The 23,615-nt window shown below is 39.2% G+C and carries 30 protein-coding genes and 1 other annotated feature; of the genes, 5 read left to right on the top strand and 25 right to left on the bottom strand.

Annotated elements, in window-relative coordinates; translation table 11 throughout:
* Window positions 1-15 precede the first annotated feature (15 nt).
* Genes nadA through nadB form a run of 3 tightly spaced genes read right to left on the bottom strand, consistent with a single transcriptional unit; the run spans window position 16 to window position 3,482 of the window.
* A complete protein-coding gene (nadA, locus tag QUF49_RS06945) occupies window positions 16-1,113 on the bottom strand; it encodes a quinolinate synthase NadA (RefSeq protein ID WP_289494984.1) in 1,098 nt (365 codons plus the stop codon).
* Window positions 1,088-1,948, bottom strand: a complete 861-nt coding sequence (nadC, locus tag QUF49_RS06940) for a carboxylating nicotinate-nucleotide diphosphorylase (protein ID WP_289497597.1) — start codon at window positions 1,946-1,948, stop codon at window positions 1,088-1,090. Before nadC ends, nadA begins: the two co-directional genes overlap by 26 nt.
* Window positions 1,902-3,482 (bottom strand): L-aspartate oxidase, encoded by a 1,581-nt coding sequence (gene nadB, locus QUF49_RS06935; RefSeq protein ID WP_289494983.1) that lies wholly within the window; start codon window positions 3,480-3,482, stop codon window positions 1,902-1,904. Before nadB ends, nadC begins: the two co-directional genes overlap by 47 nt.
* Window positions 3,483-3,569: 87 nt before the next feature.
* Here nadB and QUF49_RS06930 point away from each other — a divergent pair, with 87 nt between their 5' ends.
* Together QUF49_RS06930 and QUF49_RS06925 are read left to right on the top strand one after the other, a co-directional pair.
* Window positions 3,570-4,730, top strand: coding sequence for an IscS subfamily cysteine desulfurase (locus QUF49_RS06930; RefSeq protein WP_289494982.1), 1,161 nt, complete (start codon window positions 3,570-3,572; stop codon window positions 4,728-4,730).
* The gene (locus QUF49_RS06925; protein WP_425590492.1) at window positions 4,721-5,257 is read left to right on the top strand and encodes a transcription repressor NadR; all 537 of its coding nucleotides are present in this window, start codon (window positions 4,721-4,723) and stop codon (window positions 5,255-5,257) included. The genes QUF49_RS06930 and QUF49_RS06925 overlap by 10 nt, the downstream gene beginning before the upstream one ends.
* On the opposite strand, the gene QUF49_RS06920 is transcribed toward QUF49_RS06925, so the two are convergent.
* The 12 genes from QUF49_RS06920 to QUF49_RS06865 all read right to left on the bottom strand — a co-directional run bounded on the left by QUF49_RS06920 (window position 5,249) and on the right by QUF49_RS06865 (window position 12,741).
* Window positions 5,249-5,422: a hypothetical protein gene (locus QUF49_RS06920; RefSeq protein WP_289494980.1), complete on the bottom strand. Its 174-nt coding sequence runs from the start codon at window positions 5,420-5,422 to the stop codon at window positions 5,249-5,251. The genes QUF49_RS06925 and QUF49_RS06920 overlap by 9 nt on opposite strands.
* Window positions 5,423-5,569: 147 nt before the next feature.
* Window positions 5,570-5,746: a hypothetical protein gene (locus tag QUF49_RS06915; RefSeq protein ID WP_289494979.1), complete on the bottom strand. Its 177-nt coding sequence runs from the start codon at window positions 5,744-5,746 to the stop codon at window positions 5,570-5,572.
* Between the two features lie 72 nt (window positions 5,747-5,818).
* Window positions 5,819-6,265, bottom strand: a complete 447-nt coding sequence (locus QUF49_RS06910; RefSeq protein WP_066239516.1) for an ACT domain-containing protein — start codon at window positions 6,263-6,265, stop codon at window positions 5,819-5,821.
* Window positions 6,266-6,380: 115 nt separating this feature from the next.
* Window positions 6,381-7,667 (bottom strand): GTPase ObgE, encoded by a 1,287-nt coding sequence (obgE, locus tag QUF49_RS06905; protein ID WP_289494978.1) that lies wholly within the window; start codon window positions 7,665-7,667, stop codon window positions 6,381-6,383.
* A gap of 18 nt (window positions 7,668-7,685) precedes the next feature.
* A complete protein-coding gene (locus QUF49_RS06900; protein ID WP_289494977.1) occupies window positions 7,686-8,222 on the bottom strand; it encodes a Spo0B domain-containing protein in 537 nt (178 codons plus the stop codon).
* A gap of 126 nt (window positions 8,223-8,348) precedes the next feature.
* Entirely contained in the window at window positions 8,349-8,639 is a 291-nt protein-coding gene (gene rpmA / locus QUF49_RS06895; RefSeq protein ID WP_066291343.1) for a 50S ribosomal protein L27, read from the bottom strand.
* Window positions 8,632-8,985 carry a ribosomal-processing cysteine protease Prp gene (locus tag QUF49_RS06890; RefSeq protein ID WP_289494976.1) on the bottom strand — a complete coding sequence of 118 codons (354 nt, stop codon included), beginning with the start codon at window positions 8,983-8,985 and terminating at the stop codon, window positions 8,632-8,634. The genes rpmA and QUF49_RS06890 overlap by 8 nt, the downstream gene beginning before the upstream one ends.
* 5 nt (window positions 8,986-8,990) lie before the next feature.
* Entirely contained in the window at window positions 8,991-9,299 is a 309-nt protein-coding gene (gene rplU, locus QUF49_RS06885; protein WP_289494975.1) for a 50S ribosomal protein L21, read from the bottom strand.
* Window positions 9,300-9,313: 14 nt separating this feature from the next.
* Window positions 9,314-9,385 (bottom strand) — a sequence feature (ribosomal protein L21 leader region).
* A gap of 46 nt (window positions 9,386-9,431) precedes the next feature.
* Window positions 9,432-10,904, bottom strand: coding sequence for an Rne/Rng family ribonuclease (locus QUF49_RS06880; RefSeq protein ID WP_289494974.1), 1,473 nt, complete (start codon window positions 10,902-10,904; stop codon window positions 9,432-9,434).
* A gap of 42 nt (window positions 10,905-10,946) precedes the next feature.
* On the bottom strand, window positions 10,947-11,798 hold the full coding sequence (locus tag QUF49_RS06875; RefSeq protein ID WP_289494973.1) for a M50 family metallopeptidase: 852 nt from the start codon (window positions 11,796-11,798) through the stop codon (window positions 10,947-10,949).
* Complete coding sequence (locus QUF49_RS06870; RefSeq protein ID WP_289494972.1) at window positions 11,791-12,519, bottom strand: M23 family metallopeptidase; 729 nt, start codon at window positions 12,517-12,519, stop codon at window positions 11,791-11,793. The genes QUF49_RS06875 and QUF49_RS06870 overlap by 8 nt, the downstream gene beginning before the upstream one ends.
* A gap of 87 nt (window positions 12,520-12,606) precedes the next feature.
* A complete protein-coding gene (locus tag QUF49_RS06865) occupies window positions 12,607-12,741 on the bottom strand; it encodes a hypothetical protein (protein ID WP_289494971.1) in 135 nt (44 codons plus the stop codon).
* Window positions 12,742-12,960: 219 nt separating this feature from the next.
* Here QUF49_RS06865 and QUF49_RS06860 point away from each other — a divergent pair, with 219 nt between their 5' ends.
* From QUF49_RS06860 to QUF49_RS06850, 3 genes are read left to right on the top strand one after another with little or no spacing between them, the layout of a single operon-like run.
* Window positions 12,961-13,125: a hypothetical protein gene (locus QUF49_RS06860; protein ID WP_289494970.1), complete on the top strand. Its 165-nt coding sequence runs from the start codon at window positions 12,961-12,963 to the stop codon at window positions 13,123-13,125.
* Between the two features lie 19 nt (window positions 13,126-13,144).
* Window positions 13,145-13,306: a hypothetical protein gene (locus tag QUF49_RS06855; RefSeq protein WP_289494969.1), complete on the top strand. Its 162-nt coding sequence runs from the start codon at window positions 13,145-13,147 to the stop codon at window positions 13,304-13,306.
* Between the two features lie 16 nt (window positions 13,307-13,322).
* The gene (locus QUF49_RS06850) at window positions 13,323-13,472 is read left to right on the top strand and encodes a hypothetical protein (protein ID WP_289494968.1); all 150 of its coding nucleotides are present in this window, start codon (window positions 13,323-13,325) and stop codon (window positions 13,470-13,472) included.
* 39 nt (window positions 13,473-13,511) lie between these two features.
* Here QUF49_RS06850 and minD read toward each other — a convergent pair whose 3' ends face one another.
* The 10 genes from minD to QUF49_RS06800 form a co-directional block, all read right to left on the bottom strand.
* On the bottom strand, window positions 13,512-14,306 hold the full coding sequence (minD, locus tag QUF49_RS06845; RefSeq protein WP_289494967.1) for a septum site-determining protein MinD: 795 nt from the start codon (window positions 14,304-14,306) through the stop codon (window positions 13,512-13,514).
* A gap of 15 nt (window positions 14,307-14,321) precedes the next feature.
* Window positions 14,322-14,999, bottom strand: coding sequence for a septum site-determining protein MinC (gene minC / locus QUF49_RS06840; protein ID WP_289494966.1), 678 nt, complete (start codon window positions 14,997-14,999; stop codon window positions 14,322-14,324).
* Between the two features lie 63 nt (window positions 15,000-15,062).
* Entirely contained in the window at window positions 15,063-15,584 is a 522-nt protein-coding gene (gene mreD, locus QUF49_RS06835; protein WP_289494965.1) for a rod shape-determining protein MreD, read from the bottom strand.
* Entirely contained in the window at window positions 15,581-16,453 is an 873-nt protein-coding gene (mreC, locus tag QUF49_RS06830; protein WP_289494964.1) for a rod shape-determining protein MreC, read from the bottom strand. Before mreC ends, mreD begins: the two co-directional genes overlap by 4 nt.
* 14 nt (window positions 16,454-16,467) lie before the next feature.
* On the bottom strand, window positions 16,468-17,505 hold the full coding sequence (locus QUF49_RS06825; protein WP_289494963.1) for a rod shape-determining protein: 1,038 nt from the start codon (window positions 17,503-17,505) through the stop codon (window positions 16,468-16,470).
* 72 nt (window positions 17,506-17,577) lie between these two features.
* Window positions 17,578-18,249 carry a RadC family protein gene (gene radC / locus QUF49_RS06820; RefSeq protein ID WP_289497596.1) on the bottom strand — a complete coding sequence of 224 codons (672 nt, stop codon included), beginning with the start codon at window positions 18,247-18,249 and terminating at the stop codon, window positions 17,578-17,580.
* 33 nt (window positions 18,250-18,282) lie between these two features.
* Window positions 18,283-18,873 (bottom strand): Maf family protein, encoded by a 591-nt coding sequence (locus QUF49_RS06815; protein WP_425590491.1) that lies wholly within the window; start codon window positions 18,871-18,873, stop codon window positions 18,283-18,285.
* A 382-nt stretch (window positions 18,874-19,255) separates the two neighbouring features.
* Entirely contained in the window at window positions 19,256-20,254 is a 999-nt protein-coding gene (locus tag QUF49_RS06810) for an SPOR domain-containing protein (RefSeq protein WP_289494961.1), read from the bottom strand.
* Between the two features lie 180 nt (window positions 20,255-20,434).
* A complete protein-coding gene (locus tag QUF49_RS06805; RefSeq protein ID WP_289494960.1) occupies window positions 20,435-22,156 on the bottom strand; it encodes a GGDEF domain-containing protein in 1,722 nt (573 codons plus the stop codon).
* A 125-nt stretch (window positions 22,157-22,281) separates the two neighbouring features.
* Entirely contained in the window at window positions 22,282-23,577 is a 1,296-nt protein-coding gene (locus QUF49_RS06800) for a bifunctional folylpolyglutamate synthase/dihydrofolate synthase (RefSeq protein ID WP_289494959.1), read from the bottom strand.
* Window positions 23,578-23,615 lie beyond the last annotated feature (38 nt).

The raw sequence follows: 23,615 nt of genomic DNA, 5'->3' as shown, positions 1-23,615 counted from the left end.
GGGGAGTTAGAGCTCTTACATCATTCGATTTAATGCCATTACGGCATATTTTTTTGTTTCATCATCCACTTTAATAATATTCTCCAGCTTACCATCTATAATATTTTCTAAAGACCATAGCAAGTGTGGCAGATCAATGCGATTCATTGTTAAACATGGACAAAGATTAGGGTTTAATGAAACGATTTTCTTATCTGAAAACTGTTGAGCTAACCGGTTAACTAAATTCATCTCTGTCCCGACTGCCCATTTTGTTCCTGGTGCTGCATGTTTTATGGTTTCAATGATGTAATGTGTTGAACCGTTCAGATCGCTTGCACTTACTACTTCATGCGTACATTCGGGATGAACGATGATTTTATAATCTGAGTAGTTTTGTCTAAAGTCTTGAATTTGATTAACTGTAAACTTTTCATGAACTGAACAATGGCCCTTCCAAAGAATCACTTTAATTTGCTCGATATCAGATCCTTCAAAGATAAGCTCATTTTTTATCGGATCCCAAATCGCCATATCCTGCAGCGGAATCCCCAGGGCAAAGGCAGTATTTCTTCCTAGGTGCTGATCAGGTAAGAAAAGCAGTCTTTCCTTTTGTTCAAATGCCCAGCTTACCATCTCTTTAGCATTGGAAGAAGTAACCGTAGCTCCTCCATTCTTACCGCAAAACGCTTTAATTTCAGCCGTTGAATTCACATAAGTCAGTGGAAGAATGGTGTCACCAAAAATTTTATTCAGTTCGTCCCAGGCTCTTTCGGTTTGATGAATATTAGCCATGTCCGCCATCGAACAGCCTGCTTTTAAATCAGGAAGTATGACAATCTGATTTACGCTGCTCAGCATATCAGCTGTTTCAGCCATAAAATGAACACCACAGAAAACGATAAAATCAGCTTCTTTGTTCCGAGCTGAAATTTTAGCAAGCTGAAGAGAATCACCCGTAACATCTGCAAATTGTACCACTTCATCTTTTTGATAATGATGCGCAGGAAGAAATAGCTTATTTCCTAGCATCTTCTTTATTTCCTTAATCCTGAGTTCCATTTCTGTTGTTGTCATATCTGAATAGCGAGCTGGCAATGTCTTATTCTTAGAAAAGGTTTTGAGTATAGTCATGCTTTATAACTCCTTTAACGTTCATGCTGATATCCAATGCTTTGTATGAGTGAGTTAAGTAACCTAATGAAATATAATGGACCCCTGTAAGGCTATACTCTGGAATCATCTCAAGTGTAATGCCGCCGGATGCTTCTGTAATCATGCCTTGAGGTACATGCTTCATCCTCTGTACGATTTCTTCTGGCGTACAGTTATCGAACATAATAATATCTGCTCCAGCCTGCACTGCTTGAATTACTTGTTCTTCCGTCTCAGTTTCAACTTCGATTTTTACCGTATGTCCAAACTTTTGTCTCGCTGCTTCAACTGCTGCTTGAATAGATTGAAATCCTGCAAGGTGGTTTTCCTTCAACATCACCGTGTCGTATAATCCAAATCGGTGGTTAAATCCTCCTCCGCACCTTACTGCATATTTTTCTAGCATCCTAAGTCCAGGTGTTGTTTTTCTTGTATCACAAATTCGTGTTTGTCCGTTGCAATTAGAAACAGCTTTTGCTGTGACCGTCGCGATGCCTGAGAGACGCTGCAGCAAGTTTAACAGCACTCTTTCTCCAGATAATACACTTTGTCTTTTACCAGTAATTTCTGCAAGTTTAGTACCAGCTTCAAACCATTCACCATCACTCACATAAATGTTTGTTTGAAGAGTTGTGTCAATCAGTTCATAACCTGCTGAAAGTATCTGTCCACCTGCAAATACACCTTGATCCTTTGCAATAATCGTTGCGGTAACTTCTGCGTTTCCTTCAAACAGTGAAGCTGACAAGTCTCCTGATCCAATATCTTCAATTAAAAACTCTTGCAGCTGCTTTTTGAGCAATAATGGATTCATCATGCCGTAAACTCCTTATAATCTTTTTTTGTTCCCACTCACTTTGTGGAAATGGATAGTCCTTTCGATAATGACTGCCCCTGCTTTCTTCACGCTTCAGAGCGCTCGTTAAGGTTAGCCAAGCCATTGTTTGCATATTTAATCTCTTAATCACAGATAAAGGCTCATTGATAAGTAGTGGATTCCAAGTTGTTAACTGCAGCATCTCTGCCGCTGCTTTTAATCCTTCTTCGTGCCTACAAATACCAGCATGCTTATCCATTATGGATCGAATCTGCTCTTCACTAAGCAGTTCCGATGCTAGCGCATAGTCCTGAGTTGGCGTTTCTAATTCGCGAAAAGAAAATGAACTCGTGTTACAGTCATCTGTGAGAAGGATACTTTGTGCTGCCGACTTTGCAAAAACTGCTCCCTCTAAGAGAGAGTTGCTAGCGAGACGATTCGCTCCATGTACTCCTGTATTCGCACATTCTCCTATCGCATATAGTCCTGCCATTGATGTTTTGCCGTTCTGATCTGAAACAATACCACCCATTGTAAAATGAGCACCCGGGGCTACGGGAATCAACCCTTCGTTTAACGAAACCCCCGCTTTTTCGCACAACATACTTACACCAGGAAAGTGTTTTTCAAAACCAGTAATACCTCTAATATCGAGATAAACTCTTTCACCATGATTATGAATCTCTTCAAATATTCTTCTTGAAACGATATCTCTCGGTGCCAAGTCTTTAAGAGGATGAACACCTTCCATAAAAGGAATTCCTTTAGAATTGACTATGACACCACCTTTGCCTCTTACTGCTTCTGTAATCAATCCAACTGTATTTCTCCCCGTTAGTAATGTTGGATGGAATTGAACAAATTCCAAATCAGAAAGTTCAACACCCGCTCGGTATGCCATACATAAAACGCTTCCATCAGATCCAAAAGCGTTAGAAGTAGTCGCATAGATTCCTGCATAACCACCACCTGCTAAAATCGTATTCTTCGCATGAAAGAAGGTAGAATTACCTGCATCATCCTTACAATACACTCCGGTACATTTGTTATTCTGTATGATTAAGTCTACGGCGTATTGATATGTAATCACCTCGACTTTATCCTTTACTCTGCGTATAAGAGCGTCCATAACCTTTTTGCCAGTTTGATCTCCACCTGCATGAACAATTCGATTTCGGTGATGCCCACCTTCTTTTCCAAGCATAAAAGAACCATCTTCTGTTCTGTCAAACCGCACTCCCCACTGTGCAAGAGTATGGATGACGTTTTTTCCTTCTTGAACGAGGTTCTTTACCATCTCATGATCATTGTGAAGATGACCGGCTTTAATGGTGTCTAGAAGATGCTCCACCCATGAGTCTTCTTTATCAACGGCTGCAGAGATCCCGCCTTGTGCTAAATAGGAATTTGATTGCTCTTCAGAAAACTTTGTGATAACTATCACATTCTTATGCGAACTTAAATATTCAGCAGCCATCAATCCAGCGATTCCTCCACCGACAATTAATACATCTGCTTCAATATGAGTCATTCATTAGAACACCTCTACTTTACACGTGTCTTGACACCTATATTTACATAGATTTAAACTAGATACAACTATTTTATTTAAACAGAGGTGAAAACCTTGATATATCTCGATTTTGCTGCTACTACTCCTATGTCAGAAACAGCTTTACAAGCATTTATCCATACATCAAAAGTTTTTTTTCACAATACGGAAAGTCTCCACGATGGCGGTTTAAACGCAAAGGATTTATTGGAACATGGTAGAACTTCATTAGCAAATTTATTAGGAATAGAAGGAGAAGGAATCTATTTTACTGGCGGAGGTTCTGATGGGAATTTTCTTGCCATTACTTCTTTAGCGTTTGGCGCACAGAAAAAGGGGAGACACATTATTACTTCAAACATAGAACACCCTTCTGTTGAATACGTTCTTACCTTTTTAGAGAAGAATGGATATGAAGTTTCAAGAATTCCTGTGAACAATAACGGGAAAATTTCTATCGATCAATTGCAAGCCACAATCCGGAAAGATACCATTCTGGTTACCATTCAACATGTAAACAGTGAGACAGGAATGGTTCAAGACATCAAGGAAATAGGAACCTTCTTAGCCGATAAAGATATCTTGTTTCACAGTGACTGTGTTCAATCATTCGGAAAATATAGCATTGACTATTTCAGCTCAGCTTTCATAAATTCTTTTACTGTCTCTGCACATAAAATTCATGGACCAAAAGGAACGGGAGCTGTTTACATCTCACCGTCAGTTCATATAAAACCACTTCTTTCTGATGTAACACATGAGCGTGGCTTCCGGCCAGGAACGGTTGACATGCCCTCCATTGTAGCTTTTGTTACTGCGGCAGATGAGTATATAAGTAAGCAACCTGTCGTTTTTCAGCATGCTGAAGATATGCGAAAAAGGTTCTTATCGCTTATACTTACAAATAAAGATATTATCTTTGAAGGAAAAGCTGATAGCTCGCCTTTCATCATTCCAATCAGAATTTTAGGAATGGAAGGGCAAATTGTTATGCAGGAACTTAACAGAAGGAAGATTGCCGTTTCCACAGGATCTGCATGCAAAAATGGTCAGCAAGAACCATCTAAAGCATTACTTGCAGTAGGAAGAACTGACAGTGAAGCCCATGGTCTAGTACGGATTTCACTTAGTCACCAAACAACGATAGAAGATATCACGATGTTAGGAAAAGCACTTAATGAGATTACAAATAAATTCAGATCTGTTAGTGAGGTTTTATCCAGATGAGCAAACTCGATAAATTAAAAGGTGATGATAGAAGGTCGCTGCTTATATCATGGCTGATAGAAGCTGAAGAGCCCCTTAGCGGTTCATTACTCGCCGCCAAAACAAACGTTAGCAGACAAGTTATCGTTGGGGACATGTCGCTACTTAAAGCGAGCGGTGAGCCGATTATGGCAACTGCACAAGGCTATGTTTATATTAAGCCCGATATTAAAAACTCTTTCACGCGCGTGATTGCTGCAAACCATCTTCCAGAAGAAACGATCGACGAACTCCATACAATCGTGGATTACGGTGTAACCATTGAAGATGTTACAGTTGAACACCCTGTTTATGGAGATATTAAAGCTTCACTAAAGCTCTCCACTCGGAAAGATGTTGAGAATTTGATTAAGCGGCTTAAAGATACGAACGCCACTCTGTTAAGTGAGTTAACAGAAGGCATTCATATGCATACACTCTCATCTGATTCGCAGGAAAAGTTAGATAAAGTTTGTGATGCGTTACAAGAAAAGGGATTTTTATTGTAGTTTTTTTGGAAAACTTTGTTGTTTTGGAAGTGATTGATTTCCGTTCCAGGTGCTCGCTTTCCGCGGCGCAGGCGGTGAGCCACATTTGTACGTTTCACTCTTAAGTGTCTCACCTGCCCGCCTGTCCCGCAGGACAAGGAAGGCTACGGCAGCGAAACATCGCACGAAGAAAATTTGAAGTTTAATTTTCGAGGAGGCTCGCCCCTTACACTCCAATCAACTGTCACAGAAGAAAATAAAAGTGAGGTTTGAAAGTAACCGCCTTTTAGAAATACTGTTGCGTAATCGTTGTACTCTTGTAAGTATTGCTCTCTATTTGGTTGGTCTTAACACTCGGATGGCGCTCGTATTTCTCGGATGGCGCTCGTATTTCTCGGATGGCGCTCGTATTTCTCGGATGGCGCTCGTATTTCTCGGATGGCGCTCGTATTTCTCGGATGGCGCTCGTCCAGCGAGCTTATCATCCGCTGAACGAGCGCAAATCTCCATGAACCGACTTTCACCCACCTTTTCAAGATTCATAAAAACACCCCCTAACTTAATTAGCTAGGGGGTGTTGTCTTATGCACCTGTTCCTACGACCTCTACTCGTTCGACGGTTTCCATTCTATTAAGCGTACTTAACAGATCCTTTAAGTCACCTTGCAGCATGTTCGTTTCAATCGTTAATGTAATATGTGCTCGTCCTTGTAATGGGATCGTCTGATTAATTGTTAATACGTTGCAACCTTGAGAAGCAACAACTGTTAAAAGGCTCGACAGGGCACCGGATCTGTCTTCAAGATGAATAGAAAGCGTAATAATTTTCTCTTTTACCATTGTATGAAACGGAAAGATTCCATCGCGGTACTTGTAAAACGCGCTTCGGCTCAAGCCCACTTTCTCAGCAGCTTCTGCTACCGTCTTAACTTTTCCTCTATCTAAGAGAGATTTAGCTTCCAAAGCTTTTTGCATAGATTCAGACAAAACATCTTCTCTAACCATATAATATTGCTGATCATTTTTCATATAACTTTCCTCCGGTGTCAATCTTACCTCTATTATAAATAAAATAAAAGAAAATGTCTATTCCAGGCGGACATTTGTATACAAAAAGACAGCCTATAAAATAGGCTGCCTCGTATTAATCAATAAATTCGAATTCATATTTCAAGATACGAACAACATCACCGTGCTCTGCACCCCGATCACGCAGCGCCTGGTCAACACCGAGTGTACGCATCTGACGCGCAAAACGTTTCGTCGCTTCTTCGCGAGAAAAGTCTGTCATCTTGAACAGCTTTTCGATCTTTGGACCATTAATAACAAAAGTTCCTGCCGGATCACGAGTAATATAAAAACCTGCATCCTCTTTTTCGTGCTTATATAGAACCCTTTGCTGCTCCACACCATCATCATGGATAAGCGGGAATTCAGGAGTCACTTCAAGAATATCAGCGGTCGTAAATAATACTTCACGAATTCCTTGACGAGAAATTGCTGAAATCGGAAATACTTGAACATCTTCTCCGACTTTTTCTTTGAACTCTGCAAGGTTTTCTTCTGCGCCCGGAATGTCCATCTTGTTTGCAAGTACAATTTGCGGACGTTCCATTAATCGCATGTTGTATTGATTAAGCTCTTCGTTGATTTTCACAAAATCATCGTAAGGATCTCGGCCTTCCATCCCAGACATATCGATAACGTGAAGAATTACACGTGTTCTTTCGATGTGTCTTAAGAACTGGTGTCCTAGCCCAACACCCTCATGAGCCCCTTCAATCAATCCTGGCAAGTCAGCCATAACAAAGCTGCGACCATCTTCTACTGCAACTACTCCTAAATTCGGAGTGATTGTTGTAAAATGATATTCCGCAATTTTCGGTTTAGCTGCAGACACGATCGATAAGAACGTTGATTTTCCTACACTAGGGAAACCAACTAATCCAACATCCGCTAACACTTTTAATTCTAGTGTAACTTCACGTTCTTCACCTGGTTCACCATTTTCCGCGATCTCAGGAGCCGGATTCGCCGGAGTTGCGAAACGAGTGTTTCCACGTCCTCCACGACCACCCTTTGCTACAATCGCTTGCTGCTGATGATGAACTAGGTCTGCAATCGTTTCACCTGTATTAGCATCTGTCACAACAGTCCCTGGAGGAACTTTTACGATCATATCATTAGCTTTTTTTCCATGCATGCCCTTAGACATACCATGCTCGCCACGTGGCGCTTTAAAATGACGGTTGTAACGAAAATCCATCAGCGTACGCAAACCTTCTTCTACTTCGAAAATCACGTTTGCACCTTTTCCTCCGTCACCGCCTGCAGGACCACCATCTGGAACATATTTTTCACGGCGAAATGCTACCATTCCGTTTCCGCCGTCACCTGCTTTTAAATAAATTTTGACCTGATCGACAAACATTTAATTCTCCTCCTTCCTTTAAGAAGTTAACTGAATATCAAAATAACACTTATTTTCCTGGTTATAGCTTTCGATGAGTAACATGCTTTTATGTGTTGAAAAAATATTCTTCATGTTTTCAAAGGTACTCTCCCCGTCTGTCAGTGCCCCTTGAAAGGCGTAACAAACACGAAGAGCTGCAGGATCAAATGTAACAGTAAGTGAGTATTCATCATAACCCGAAATGGAATTGTTCAACACATCGCATACTTCTTTCGTTGTATGTAACAATTCGTCTTCAAATAAGCTGAAATCCCCGCTTTCCCCATTTACTTTTCCATACAATTTAACCGGATGTTTCAACCAATTATATGTTAATAAGTACTCCGATAAATTCGGGGTTTTCAGGTTAGAGATTCTTGATTCTTCCCGGGATAGTTCAATTACTTCATTCATAATCTCTTTTGCCCGCTCAGTGCGGTCAAGTGATAAGTTTGCTTTAATAAGCTGTAGCTGGTTTAGCCAGTCATGCCTGGCGTGGCGCAAAAGATCGACAGTTGTCCATTTTTTTGACATTATCGCACTCCTAGCCTTTCCTTTTAATATGGCTATACCTTACACCAACAAATTTAGCGCAGTACTTAAATTCAATAAAGCAAAGAAAAAACTCTAACCAATCTGGTTAGAGTTTTCATCTCCCTCTTACGCTTCTTGCGCGATTGGGTAAACACTTACCTTTTTGCGGTCACGGCCATAACGCTCGAAACGAACGATTCCGTCTACCTTAGCAAATAGTGTGTCATCTCCGCCTTTACCTACGTTTGTACCAGGATAGATCTTAGTACCACGTTGACGATAAAGAATTGAACCACCAGAAACGAATTGTCCGTCAGCACGCTTAGCGCCAAGACGCTTAGACTGTGAATCACGACCATTCTTTGTGCTACCTACCCCTTTTTTAGAGGCAAAGTATTGAAGGTTTAATTTAAGCATTCGTTGCACCTCCTTCATGTTCAGTCAATTTTATATACTCGTTGTACCCTTCTTCAATTGAAGCAAGAGATACAATCATGCCTTCCAAAAGCCATTGCGTTTTTTGATAGGTAGAATCATCAAGATTATTCGGTACTTTACACTTTAGAAACCCACCATCTTCATGAGTGGTCACTTCCGGCTCAAAGCCGCAAAGCTTTTCAATAGCATTAATTGTACCGAACGACACGGCTGTTGCGGCTGCACAAACCAAATCTTGGCCATGTGGAGCAAAATCAGCATGTCCATCCATCGTAAACGAAAGTATGTTTTGATTACGGTTTCTGTAAATAGAAACTTTAATCATGAGAATTACCCGTTAATCTTGTCAATCACAACTTTTGTGTATGGTTGACGGTGTCCTTGCTTACGACGATAGTTCTTCTTCGCCTTAAACTTGTAGACAACGATTTTTTCGCCACGGCCATGTTTTTCAACTTTTGCCGTAACTGTAGCACCTTCAACTAAAGGAGCTCCTACTTTCAAGCTGTCTCCACCGACCATCAATACATCTTCGAATGTTACTGTTTCACCAGCTTCAACATCTAGTTTTTCAACATAGATTGCTTGACCTTCTTCAACTCGAACTTGCTTACCACCAGTTTGAATAATTGCGTACATCAACGTGCACCTCCTCTTATACTCAGACTCGCCATCCTAGGCGTATAAAAATACTTAAAACCTAGTCTGTGCGGTTGGAGCGGGTGCTCCAAACACTAACGAAAAAAGGATACCATGTTTGGCACCCTTGTGTCAATCTGAATCTTTTAACATTCTGCTTCTTACTTCGTTTTCTTTGCCTGACTGCCTCACGATTATTTCACGGTTTGATGAGCCTGCCGATAGAAACAAAACGAGTCCAGTTTGTTCCTTAATCACTTTCAGTTTGTCGGGATTTTTTTGCATCCATTCTGAAAAGTGATGAGGCACTTCTATCCATAACGCTTCTACATCTTCAAATGTGTATTCCTTAACCAACCGCTCCATTTTGAAATACAGTGTTTCTGAACGAAGTATATACCCATCCATCATATGGCTTTGCTTTTCCGCTAGCGTTTCTAGAAGTGATGGACGTTCTTTTTTTCTAGTCATCTCAAACAATCCCATTTTTGTGAAGCCATGTAAAACCATGGTGGAAGAATCTTTTCTCACTTCCTCGCGCATTGCCTTAATAATTTGTTCTTTGTCTTCATTTGATTGCATGGTAATAAAATCGATAACGATCATCCCCGCTATATTGCGTAAGCGGAGCTGTTTCATTATTTCTTTGGCAGCGATTAAGTTCGTCTCAACCACTGTTTTAGAACGGTCTTTTTTTCCGGTGAATTTTCCCGTATTCACATCAATTGCCGTTAAAGCTTCAGTTACATTGAAGTACAGAAAAGAACCATTCTTTAACCACACAAGAGGAGAAAGTGTTTTTTCGATGTCTACGTCAATTCCAAACTTGTGAAAAAGAGGTTCTTTTTCATTGTACAACTTTACAGAATAAGGATTACGATAGGAAGCTGCATATTCTTTAACGAGATTATACGTGTCATAATCATCCACGACGATCTCTTCTACATTTGCGTTAAGCCATCTTTCTAATAAAGGATAGAAAAAAGGGGGCTGAACGATTAGAGCAGGCGCTTTTTTGCCAGCTGACTTTTTTTCAGCCTCTTTTAATTGTCTTCTTAAGTTCTCAAGCTCATGATTCATTTCCTGCTCAGGAAAGTCCTCACATCCTGTTCGAATGATTAATCCTTCCGCACCAGATAATACTGAACTTCCCCATGTTTGCAGTGCACTCCGTTGGGATTCTCTTATTTTTTTCGATATCCCAATGTGTGGGGTGAACGGGAAATATACGAGAAGGTGACCGGTAAAAGAAATAAGTCCTGTTAACTTTGCCCCTTTATCTCCAGTCTCTTCTTTTGATACTTGAACAAGAATCGATTCTCCTTCTCTTATAAGATTCGAAATAGATGCCTTTTTCTTATCATCCTCCGAAAGCTGTTGATAAGCAGGAAGGTCATCTTTGTGAAGAAAACCATTCTTATCTGTTCCAATGTCTACAAACACCGCCTGCATGCCTGGTAATACTTTTTGAACTTTACCTTTGTATATGTTTCCTGTTAACGGCTTTTCAGTTGGCCTATGGATAGCACATTCTATAAGCTTTTCGTTATCAAGAAGTGCAGTACGTTTTTCCATTCCTGCTGCATTGATTACCACTCGCTGCATCTTTAAACTCACATCTCCCTGTTTTCGCATCTTCTTATTATTCTAACGAAAAACTTTCCCAATTGCACATTCAGGAGGATGTTTATGAAAATAGGCATCTAAAAGCTCTGCTTCTTTTATCTTAATGGGTTTGAGGTTCTTAATGACGATGTAATGTGTAACCCCTTTCATTAGTTGATGTGTAACTTTTGAAAGTGGCCATGTTGGCGGAACAATAATCGTTCGTGTGGTTCTTGATGAAGTTTGCTGCACCCTGCTTAATAAGAACCGCATAAAAACATAATGTCTGCTTCTCCATTCAAGGACATGTGCTAATCCTAAGAATGTGCTTATCACCCATAAATTCAAATGTGTTGGCTGTATGGATAGCTGCCAAGCGCTCCCGATGATTAATAAGCCTCCCGATACTAGTAAAAAAATGCGTTGTGCTTCTTTAAAAGGAATCCATTTGGCGAAGAGGGCAAACGCCACTTTCCCACCGTCCAAAGGCCATATTGGAAGAAGATTAAAAATAAACAATGTAACGTTTAAAAGAAAGAACCAATAAAAGTCATCAGCAGAAATGATCTCTCCTTGCCTTAAAGCATATGCAATTCCAATTAACCATACATGCTGCAGCGGCCCAAGAACTGCCACCCATATTTCTTCGTGAAAGGGCCTTGTACCGTGCTCTTCAACGACAGCTGCTCCTCCAAAGGGAAGAAGATCAATTCTTGAAACTCTCCATTTAAAAAGACGGGCCCCAGCAAAGTGACCCATCTCGTGAATAAGAACAACGAAAAACCAAATGATAATTTCCCTGAAGTGTCCTGTATAGACGGCTCCAAAAATAACAATCCAAAAGAAGGGATTGATCTTTATTTTTCGTATAAATTCGAATATTAATTTAATCAATATCAATCACCTTGCTCGGATCGATAAAACTCTTGTCTTTTTTAATCGCAAAGTAAAATTTACCTGATTCCCCATCCTCGTTTTCTGATACTTTACCGAGTCGTGTACCGCTTTCAACATAATTATAAAGCTTTATAGACTTATCGATTTCCTTTAGATTTCCATACCAAGATTCTTGCTCGTCCGAGTGCTGAATAATAACGGTAAGCCCGAGATCATCCTTTTTTCCAGCATATACAACATAGCCATCTTTTGCCGTTTCAACATCTTCTTCTTTTCCTGTTTCAATCACGATCCCTTTACCATTTGTACTAAATGTCTCATATACTTTTCCATCAGCAGGAACCGCAAATACTTCACTCACTTCTTCTGTTTTTTGTTCCTTTTGCAGCTTATCTTTAGGCAATAATGCTAAAGGCTTTCCAAATTTATCTTCATACCAATCTTTTGCGGCAGCAAACTGAAATTCATCTTCATACACATATTTAATAAAATTTTGTGCTTTAGCCGTGTGCTCTCCATTGTTTTTAAAGATAATGCCTACTATTAAAAATAAGATGATGGAAAACATGACCTGCATCAGCATGGCATGACGGTTAAATAGAGGATGAGATTTCTCCGGTTCTTCTCTAGAAGTCATAACTGAACCATTTTCTTTTGAACTGCCGTTCTTAGAAATATTTCCGTACTTTTTTCGGATTTCATCTGCTCTATTTTTCATAACCGTGCCTCCATTTTTATCATATATGTACATCCTATGACTTGTCCGGAAGAGATATGAGTAAAATGGTTTTGTTGATTAGGTTGTTTACATTGTTGCCTTAGAAAGTAGTTGATTTCCTCTCCAGGTTGCTCGCTTTCCATGGGGCGTGCGGTGAGCCTCCTGCCGCTTTGCGCCATTAGGAGTCTCCACCTGACCGCTCGTCCCATAGGAGTCTCGCAACCTTGCGATCCAATCAACTTGCAAATGATGAGAATAAAAAAGAGTCAAAAGCAGTACTCCACACAACCTTACAAAAGGACGCAAAGAGGACGTTCACTTTAAAACCTTAGACGCTAGAGCAAAGGTGGTTGTTACATACTAAGTGGGAGATGGACCTACAGTTCAACAGATTTCTGGAACCCGAAATAACCACTCTTGATAAAAGACACCATTGATTAATTGATTGGAGTGCAAGGTCGAGACTCCTGGGGGATTAGCGAAACAAGCGAGACCCTTAAAGGCGCAAAGCGGCAAAGGGCTCACAGCCTGCCCCGCAGAAAGCGAGCTCCTGAAACGGAAATCAACCACTTTCAAAAGCTACAAAGCTTGAAGATTAGCCTTTAAAAGACACCTTTGAAGTTGATTGGAGTGCAAGGGGCGAGACTCCTGCGGGACAGGTGGGCAGGTGAGACACTTAAAAGTGAAACGTCCCAATGTGGCTCACCGCCTGCCCCGCGGAAAGGGAGCTCCTGAAACGGAAATCAACCACTTTCAAAAGCTACAAAGCTTGAAGATTAGCCTTTAAAAGACACCTTTGATACTTGATTGGAGTGCAAGGGGCGAGACTCCTGCGGGACAGGTGGGCAGGTGAGACACTTAAGAGTGAAACGTCCGAATGTGGCTCACCGCCTGCCCCGCGGAAAGCGAGCTCCTGGAACGGAAATCAACCACTTTCAAGAGCTACCTGTTAAAAAAACAACAAAAAAAAACATCAGCGCAAAGCTGATGCTTTATTTCATCCCTAATAACGTTTTAATCTTTCCAAAGAAACCTTTTTCTTCTTCTAAAGAAAGTAGTGGCACAGACTCACCTAAAATTCTTCTCGCAATATTTCTATATGCAATAGAAGCTTTCGAGTCAGGCTGCATCGCAACAGGTTCACCTTTGTTCGCTGCTTTAATCACATTTTCATCGTCAATAACGACTCCTAATAGCTCAATAGAGAGAACAGAAACAATCTCATCTACATCTAACATATCTCCACTTTTAGCAAGATGATTACGAAGGCGATTCACGATTAGTTTCGGAGCTTCAACCTCTTCTTGTTCTAGAAGTCCAATGATTCGATCAGCATCACGTACAGATGAGATCTCAGGATTTGTTACAACTATGGACTTATCTGCGCCTGCTACAGCATTTTTGAAGCCTTGTTCAATACCAGCAGGACAGTCGATAATCACATAGTCATAGTCTTGTTTTAACTCCTGAACGATTTTCTTAACTTGTTCAGGGGTTATGGAAGATTTATCTTTTGTTTGAGCTGCAGGGAGCAGGTACAAACACTCAAAGCGCTTATCTTTTATTAAAGCTTGGTTCAGCTTGCAGCGTTCTTCTGCAACATCCACAAGATCATAGATGATTCGGTTCTCGAGTCCCATTAATACATCAAGGTTACGTAAACCGATATCTGTATCTACAAGGCATACTTTTTTTCCAGAAAGAGCTAGAGCAGTCCCTATATTGGCAGAAGTCGTTGTTTTACCGACCCCACCTTTCCCAGACGTAATGACTATCGCTTCTCCCATGCTTCATTCCCCTTTCTATACCAAACTGTTCAACATCGGTCTTAATCGGTGAACAGCACTGATTCGATCAATACGAATCTGTTGTTCTTCATTGGATATGTAAGCAAACTCCATCTCGTTTCCTAGTTCCGGATAAGAGTCTGGTGCTCTATTAATATGTTGAGCAATCCTTAGCTGAGAAGGTTTCATTACGGATGCTGCAATGATCGCTTCTTCGTTGCCCTTTGTTCCGCAGTGAGCGATTCCCTTGAGCGAACCGAGAATATAAATATTCCCCGTCGCCATAACAGTACCGCCAGGATTAACATCGCCAATCAAGAGCAGATCTCCTTGAATATCAAGGACCTGTCCTGACCTGACGATCTTTGAAACCGTTACAACTTGGGCATCTTTCCTCATTTCTTCAGCTTCTGCCTTTGTTATAACTTCTGACTCAATATGCTCTAGAATCAGATTTTCTTTTTGTTTAAGCGATTCTCGTAATTTTTCCTCTTGCTCAGCTGTTACATAACGCTTACCCGCTTTTACTTTTACAGAAATAACGGGTCCGTTTAACAACTGGCCGCTTCCCGCGGTTAATTTATCATTAAGCTCCTCGATTAACTTCTCGAAAGAACACTTATCATCCAACAATAAAATGAGGCCGTCTTTTGTACCTTTTATTGTTACGTTGTGCTGGAGTTTTTGTACCATTGCCATTGTTCACCTCAACGTACTAACATTCGACAGCTAGGTCTAAATTCCTCTTTGCAGAAGTTAGTTTTCTTTTAGGGTATCCTTTATTTGGTTCAGCTGCTTTACAAACGGATAATAAATGAGTATCGCAAATAAACCGTTTAAGATGAGGGTAGGCAACAATCTTTTATAAAGAAACACATCAATCATTTGATTGCTGATTCCTATCAGACTGTTCAAACCGTATACAAAAAACTCTAGGATAGATACTCCTACAATGGAAAGAAGCAGTGTCACAATTAAATTACCAAATAAGTATCTAGAAAAAACAGACGTAATATAGGCAGTAGCAGCCATTGAGAACAGGTAAACACCAATGATGTCTGTATAAAGAAGGTCCGTCAATAGACCAAAAGCCAGTCCATACAGAAGTCCATATGTAGTATTCAAATAGATAGCAACAAATAAAATCATAACCATTGAAAAACGGGGAATCAATTGCCAATCCATACTGTTTTCATGAGGCAAGAAAGCTTGAACTAAAGAGCTTTCACTAATAAAAGCTAAAAAGATAAGAAAAGGAAGAAGGATTTTTTTCATCATTCTTCCTCCTTTTCTTTTAAACTTTCATCCACTGCAGGCATTTCTCGTTCAAGCACCATTACATGATCAATATCATATAAATCTGCAGAAGGCTTCAAATAAGCAGTCTGTGTCAAACCTACTTCATCCGGCTCGATATCAACAACTTCTCCAATCAGAAGATTAGGCGGGAAAACATCTCCCAAACCAGAAGTAATAACTTTCTGGCCCTTTTTAATCTTTGCGTCTACTGGAATCTTTTTAAACAACAAAGCTTGCTTTTTGGCATCATAACCTTCAATCGTTCCAAAGATGTTCTTCTCACCTTGAACAATGGCAGAGAAACGATTTGTACGGTCATTATCACTGATTAACTGAACCGTTGATTGAAACAAGGATACATTCGTTACTTTACCGATAAATCCTTGTGGTGAAATGACAGCCATCTTCGGTTTGAGCCCGTCCTTTTCACCTTTATTGATATAGATGAATTGATTCCATTGATCCGGGGAACGGCCAATCACAGTTGCTTCTCTCACTTTAAAATCGGTGAGATCTTCTTCCTTTTCCAATTGTGCTTTTAGTGTTTCATTCGTTTTTTTAACTTCCTCATACTGAACATATAGTTTTGCGTACTCATCTAACCTAGCTTTTAACATTTGATTCTCTTTGTAAAGCTGTTTCATTTCAGCTAAATTCTCAAAGAAACCCGCTATTGTATTAGCGGGTTTATAGAAAATCGTTTGTGTTAGTCCTGCAGAATCTTTTAAAAACTGCTCAGGTAAGGTTAGGCTTTCCCTTTTTTTCATCGAAAAACCAATCAAAGCTACTAGAATAATAATACTGACTAGCAGAATGATAAGGCGTTTATTCGAAAAAAAATGTGGCATGAAAATACACCTACTTACTTGGATTTAGATCTAGAAGTTATACCAGCTTTGGATTTAAAAAGGTGCAGGTTTTCAAGCGCGCGGCCAGTTCCAACTGCTACACAATCCAATGCATTTTCCGCCACGATAACAGGCATTTTTGTCTCTTCGCTGATTACTTTATCCAAGTTTCTTAATAAAGCACCACCACCTGTTAGTACAATACCGCGATCCATAATATCAGCAGCAAGTTCTGGCGGTGTTTTTTCAAGAGTAACTTTAACTGCATCCATAATGCTGTTTACAGTATCACGCAACGCACTGGAAACTTCTTCCGCCGTAATCGTAATTGTTTTTGGAAGACCTGTCAACAAATCTCTACCACGGATGTCCATGTCTTCGATACCTTCAGGCGTTCCAGCTGATCCAATATCAAGTTTGAGCGTTTCAGCCGTTCTTTCACCAATCATTAAATTATAAGTCTTTTTAATGTAAGCGATGATTGCATCGTCCATTTCATCCCCAGCAATACGGATTGATTGGCTAGTAACGATACCACCTAAGGAAATGATAGCTACTTCCGTAGTTCCTCCACCGATATCAACAACCATACTTCCCGTTGGTTCCCAAACTGGAAGATCTGCACCGATTGCAGCTGCAAATGGCTCTTCGATTGTATACGCTTCACGCGCTCCTGCTTGCTTAGTTGCATCTTCTACAGCACGTTTTTCAACCGCTGTAATTCCTGAAGGCACACATACCATTACGTATGGCTTACGTGCAAAAACAGAACGGTTCTTTTGGGCTTGCTGAATAAAATACTTCATCATAGTTGCCGTTGTTTCAAAATCAGCAATAACTCCATCTTTCATAGGTCTTACAGCAACGATATTACCTGGAGTACGTCCAATCATATTTTTAGCAGCATTACCTACTGCTTCAATTGAACCTGTGTCAGTACGCAAAGCAACAACGGAAGGTTCACGCACAACAACACCCTTGCCCTTCACGTAAACAAGTGTGTTTGCAGTTCCTAAATCAATTCCTAAATCTCTTGAAAATCCACCAAACATTTATGTAGACTCCTTTCATCAAGCAAAACTCATAAGTTTGATTATACGCTAAAAAAGAAACAAAAGACAATGTTAAACATATCCTTTTTCTTTTAAACTTACGTATTTTTGATCACCTATTATGATGTGATCCAACACTTCAATTCCTAGCATTTTTCCGCACTCTACTAACCTTTTTGTAACCTCGATGTCTTCCCTGCTAGGCGCAGGATCACCGCTTGGATGATTATGAAAACAGATGATCGAAGCACTTGAACGTTTGAATCCTTCTTTAAATACTTCTCTTGGATGAACAATAGAAGTATTTAAGCTTCCTATGAATATGGTCTGCTTATGCAGCACTTGGTTCTTTGTGTTTAAGTACAAACAAACAAAATGTTCTTGCTGCAAGAAACGCAATTCATCCATTAAATACCTTGCTCCATCTTCTGGAGAACGAATCGTATACTTTTCTTCAAACTGAAGACGGCTGATGCGTTTACCAATTTCGATTGCAGCCATTAGTTCGACTGCTTTTGCTGATCCGATACCGTTAATCTCTTTTAATTCACCTATTGTCGCTTCTTTAAGATGCCTCAATCCTTCAAATTGCTGAATGATATGATGCGCAAGTTGGATAGCTGACATTTGTTTCGTACCCGTTCTTAAAAGAATAGCTAACAATTCATAGTTGGATAGGGCTTCAGGTCCATCATTCAACAGCCTTTCTCGCGGCCTCTCCTGTACTGGGTAATTTTTTATCATAAGCGGTTTAGTTACCACTTACGTTCCCCCTTATTATTCAGTCTGCGTGACTGACTCGGTGAATAAAAATCCAAAATCTTTTAGTGAACGAACCACTTTTGAAATCGGTAAACCTACAACATTAAAGTAATCACCTTGAATTTTTTCTACTAATAATGATCCATGGCCCTGAATCCCATAACTTCCGGCCTTATCAAATGGTTCACCTGTGTTTATATACCAAGAGATTGTTTTTTCATCTAACGTGTAAAAAGTTACCTCTGTTTTAACGGAGAAAACCACTTTCTTTTCTTGGTCTAATAAACAAACACCAGTGTAAACTTCGTGGGTTTGTCCAGAAAGCATTCTTAACATATCAGCCGCGTCGTCAGCATTTTTTGGCTTACCTAGGCGATTGTTATGAAAAGAAACGATCGTATCTGCACCAAGAACCACACAATCAGCTTTATACGTAAAAACATCTTCAGCTTTTTGTTCAGCTAGTGATTCAACCAATTGACTTGGAGTAAGGGAAAGGTCCATTTTTTCTTCAAGTGTACTTGGATACGTTTCAAATGGAAGAAGCGTTAATGACAGAAGTTCATGTCTTCGAGGTGAAGCAGAGGCTAATATGAGGCGTTTCATGTAATCACCTTTCATCTAATTCATTGATGTTATTTTTTGTACAGTTTTACAATAACAAACTTGTAAAAATTAGACAAACCACGCCAAAAAACATACTTCTATTACTTTTTCGATAATATTCAGCATTTTATGTGGGCAAATGACAATATTTATAAACAGTTTACAGCGAAATGCTTAAAAGCGAAATATTGATCAATCTTATCAATTCTAGACTAAATATAAAAATAAAAAGAATGGCTCATCAGTATTTACTGATTTGAGACATCCTTCAAGTTAAGGCATCATGAAACGCTCACTTTGGTTATTTATGTTGTTTCAAATGAAATGGTTTAAAGCAAGATTGCTAGACTCAAAGTCCTGTGCTACAAAATTTTGTAAAAGCCTATTTCAATGTTGACAGGAGATTAGTATACGCTTGGAAGCTATCCATCACTTTTTGCTGGAACGCCCAATTTATTTCCCCTTTCTTAGAATCCTTTAGTGCTAAAAAAGCACCTTCCAGCTGTTTTTCAAAATCAGATGACGCCTTTGCGGTATTTTCTTTCCATTTACCTTTTTGGTTATTCCCATACTCTTTCCATTTATTAAAGTCGTTTAACGTACGATCAAGACCAGAACCTTTTGCTTCAGGCATTTGAGAAAGAGTAAGCACATTTTGAAGTAGGACTTGCCCATTCTTAAAATAGATTTCATCAAGATTATTTGGCGTTTTTAGGTTTTCGAATGTAAAAGAAAGAGTTTTAGAAAGCGGCTTATCCATTTTCTTTTGATAAGCTTCATTATATTTATCTAATTGATGTTTTTCATTTCCCATGCCTACGATTACCGAGTACTTCTCTTCATCTGTTTTTACAATAACAGCCGAGAATCCATTTTCTTCAATAGATTTCACTACTCCTTCTGCACGTTCTTTAGATGAAAAGACACCTGCTTGAAGAGCTGAGAACTCTAGTTTGATAGGGGTTAACGCTACAGATTTTTCATTGTTAGCTGGTTGTTCTGTTTTTACAACTGGTGCTTCCACCTGTTTATCACCAGCTTCAGTAATATCTGAAGAGAACACCATCAATACGAATACCCCTAAGATCGTGCCAGTCACTACCGCACCCATTACGGCAGCAAGAATTTGCTTTGAAAGTGTTTTATTTTTTTGAGGCATTGGAAAGCTTGTCTTCTTATGTGAAAATACATGCCAGTTCCTTTTTTTCAAGAAGTGATCTGTTTTCTTTACAGGTGCTGCAAGAATCGTATAACCATCTCTGTTTACAGTCTCTATCGCAGCCGCAACCTCACTTTGAGCATGCTCTTGATTATCTGCTGTTTTATCTTTATTAAAATTCTTTTCTTTCCCATTTATTAAAATTGAAATCTCTTGTTTCATCACGAATCCGCTCCTCTCTATCATCTACTAAAACATATGCAAAATTCATTTTAATAGAACTTGAAAATGAGAGGAAGAACGCAAATATCAAGACGAGTATAGAAGACAAAATTTGAAAGCAACAATCTTTTAGAAAAGAGCGAAATAAAAAAACTTTAGGAACTAACCCTAAAGTTTTCTCTAACCTACATAAGCTGCTACTTTATTTCGCCCTTGCTGTTTTGCTCCTGTATACATTGCGCGATCTGCGTTTCTAACTAGAGTAAGCGCATCTTCTCCTTGATGTGGTGCTGTTGCAACCCCAATACTTGCTGTTATGTAAATGTTATGTCTGCATTGATCTGTGAGATCGTTATGTATTTCAAATCCGTTATTCGAAATGATTGAACGAAGCTGTTCAGCTAGAACTAAACATTCTCTCTCACCAGATTCAGGCAAGACTATTATAAATTCCTCACCGCCATAGCGAGCAACTGTACCCCGTTCACCAATAAATTTCTCCAGTCTTCTAGCTAATAGGATCAGCACTTCATTTCCACTTTGGTGTCCATATGTATCATTCACTTTTTTGAAATGATCGATATCCAAAAGGATAACTGAAAATTGCTTTCTGAAATACTCATAATTCTGATACATATTCGTCAAAAGATCTTCAAAATAACGATAATTATACAAACCCGTTAATGGACATTGTTCACTTTTTAATTTTGTAGACTCATAGTTTCTAGCATTATCGATAGCAACAGCCAAATAGTTGGCTAAGATCTCAAGAATAATTAAATGGTGATTATGAAACGCATGCTTATCTTTTGATGCAAAGGTAATGATTCCAACAATTCTTTGATTTCGTATCATTGGGACAGATAATACGGATTGGGCTTTCCCTTGAAAGAACAGCTCTGAAATCTGTCGCCAAGCTTTCAGTTTGCTGTAGCGAATACTCTTTCCAGTCGCCCATACTCTCCCGCTGATTGCTTCATGTTTTTTTATAGGAACTGCTGTTAATAAACCCTCTTCACTTTCATATTGGCGTATGATTTTAAGGTGTTCTCCTGCATCAGCATCATAGATAAATGCAAAATCCACATTCATAAAACCAATTAATTTTTCAATAAAAACATCCAAGATATGATTCACTTTCAAATGTTCAGAAAGCTGCTGGCCGATCTCACTTGCTTTTTGAAGAGCATCGTTAATCTGCTGGCTAGAATGATACAGATTAATAATGATAGAGAGCGATAGAAAAGGAAGTCCTACGTAAAAGATGCCCGGCCGTCCTAATTGAGAATAAAGAACAAATAACATAAGACCGACTGGAATCGCTAGTACTTCTGAGACAAAGTCCCACACTGCATCACGTTCAAAGAAAGCGACTTCTTCTTCGTATAGAAATTTTACAATAAAATATATGGCTACATGATTTAAGACTAGGCCTGTGCCTACATAGGCTATAACAGGGATTAAATTGATCGTTTCGTTTACTTCAAACGCCCCCGTTTCCCCTCCAAAAAGATGGAATACGGTGCTTTCACAGATGATAATCCACGAAAACATAAGCGTGTTTGCCATATATCTATAATATTCTTTGACGATATTTATTTTTAGAGACAAGAACATCGCGATCAGTGATAAAAGCGTCATGTATAAAGCAGGTGCAAGCCCAAAATATAAAAATACAGCCAAATTAATACCAGACATAAAAGAGATGTTTGAATTTAAAACTTTAATAGGAAAACAAGAAACAACAATCGCTAATAAGGAAATAATGCCCAAATCAATAAAGTTAATATCAAGATGGTTATTAGTCATCTGAGTAGCTGTCCAAATGGCCAGCGGGAATAAACATACCCATGCAATTACAAGAGACATCCGTTTTTTTCTATTTACCATTCGCGTTGTCATTAACTTGTCCTCCTCTCTATATAATTGTCTGTCTATCAATCTTTCCTAGTGAAAACACATCTTTTTTACTAGGACAAATTCATTATCTTTTATTTTATCAAAAGTTCAAAAAATTACAATAAATGTTATTCCAAATTTTGAAATGTTTTTCTTACTTCTGAAATAAAGTAAAGCGATCCCGTAATAATGAGGACATCTTCTTCGTTTAATTGTCCTCTAACATGATTTAAAGCTTCTTCCCATAAAGAAATAGCAATCGACCTTTTAAAAGGACTTTCTGCTAGTAGTTCCTCGGCAGAAGCAGCTCTTGGAAAATCAAACGTGGTGAAGCACGCTTCGTAAATGACACTTTCCAGGTCTTTCATCATTTCTCCATATGCTTTATCCTGCAATGCTGCAAAAAGCAAAAAAATCCTTTTAGACTTATAGTGGTTGAGCAATGTTTTTTTAAGTGCATGAACGCCTTGCTGATTGTGCGCGCCGTCAATTATTATATCGGGTGATTGTGATACTTTTTCAAATCTCCCAGCCCAATTTGCTTTATTTAACCCTTTTTTTATTTCGGAAGCAGAGATGTTAAATTCACCCGACTTCACTAAATGCATAATGGCAGCTGCTGCCAGACCTGCATTCTTTATTTGATGTGTTCCTTTCATGGAGATAAGGTATTCATGCTCCGTCTTATCAAAATCCTTAAAAATAAACCGCTCACCTTGATCCATGCTCTCAAGATGACGCACAGAAAAGTCGCGATCTAAAAGATATAATCCTGACTTCGTTTTCTTTGCTTTTTGTTTTATTACCGTGATGGCACTATCTTGTTCTACTGTAGTAATAACTGGGGTATTCGGTTTTATAATTCCAGCCTTCTGAAACGCAATGTCCTCAAGTGTGTCGCCGAGTATTCCCATGTGGTCAAAGCCGATGTTGGTTATAAGACTCAAGATGGGTGCAATTACATTTGTAGAATCGTAAAGACCGCCAAGCCCTGTTTCATACAAAACTACATCTGGCTTTTTGTCAGCAAAATACAGAAGGGAAATAACCGTGATCACTTCAAACTCGGTAGGACTTCCAAGTGATGTTGAAGACACCTCTTCAACTAGAGGCTTTAAAATCCTCGAATAATGAAGAAGTTCTTCATCGGCTATCGGCACACCATTTATCGAAACTCTTTCATTGAAAGTTATCAAATATGGTGATGTAAAAGTACCTACAGAGTACTCTGCTTCATTAAAAATGCTTCTTAAATACTCTACGGTTGATCCCTTTCCATTCGTTCCTGCAATATGTATGAGGGTTAATTGCTTTTCAGGATTCCCTGTTCTTTCTAACAGCCATTCCACTCTTTTAAGTCCTGGTTTAATACCAAATTTTAATAAGCTATGAATCCACTCTAGCGCATCATTGTAAGAATTCACGTTTTCCCCGCCTTTCTTAAAAGTAAAGAAGGCGAATC

This window comes from Fictibacillus sp. b24 (assembly GCF_030348825.1).
Lineage (GTDB): Bacteria > Bacillota > Bacilli > Bacillales > Fictibacillaceae > Fictibacillus.
Note: the sequence above shows the minus strand (reverse complement) of the source record. Positions and strands in the feature narration are given on the sequence as shown.